The organism is Salipaludibacillus sp. CF4.18 (assembly GCF_051262595.1).
In the GTDB taxonomy this organism is placed as follows: Bacteria; Bacillota; Bacilli; order Bacillales; family Salisediminibacteriaceae; genus Salipaludibacillus; species Salipaludibacillus neizhouensis.
Window position 1 is genome coordinate 1 of record NZ_JBIMEV010000153.1, and the last position, 634, is coordinate 634.

Below are 634 nucleotides of genomic sequence, written 5' to 3' on the forward strand. Positions count from 1 at the left end.
GTACAGTCGAGAATGCGTAACGATCGGTTCATTGTCTTCATTTAATACCACGACAGTATTAAAGGTAAGACGTGTTTTTACTCTTTGTCTTGCAAACCTCGGCGAGGTGGAATATTCCTTATTATCCACGCTCACGATCCCATACTTATCAGCCTTCATTTCCTGATAATAAGCACATTCAAAATCTTTCTCAGGAAGGTGGAGCCACCTACGTTGGTCTTCTTTATATAACTCTGATTGAAGTACCTGCTTTTTATAATGCACACGATGTCGGTCTTCCTCTGCCCAACTCCAAACCGTCTTATTAAAGTGATCTAAGTTAGCCACCGTACATTCAGGCAAAAGAAAATTGTTCCGCACGTATTTAACCATCGCTTCTACGTGACCTTTTTCATTTCCCTTCCCTGGATTACAAAATTCATATTGGAAACCGTAGTGTAAGACAAACCGTTCGAATGTATCAGTCAGTTTCCGTTCTCCTTTGCCCATTATTTTCGAAACCGCGGGAGATAAGTTATCGAATCGAACAGTAGTTGGAACACCACCGATATGACGAAATATACGTTGTAAGCCTTCAAGTAAACATTCTGTATTTTCCGAAGGAAATACTTGAAAATAAAAGGAGTTACTAAAA

Annotated in this window: 1 protein-coding gene; it reads right to left on the reverse strand. The window is 39.6% G+C overall.

From position 1 onward, the window contains the following. Nucleotides 1–634, reverse strand: a 634-nt coding sequence (locus ACHABW_RS25935; protein WP_435759925.1) for a Mu transposase domain-containing protein, incomplete at both ends; no start/stop codon positions are given.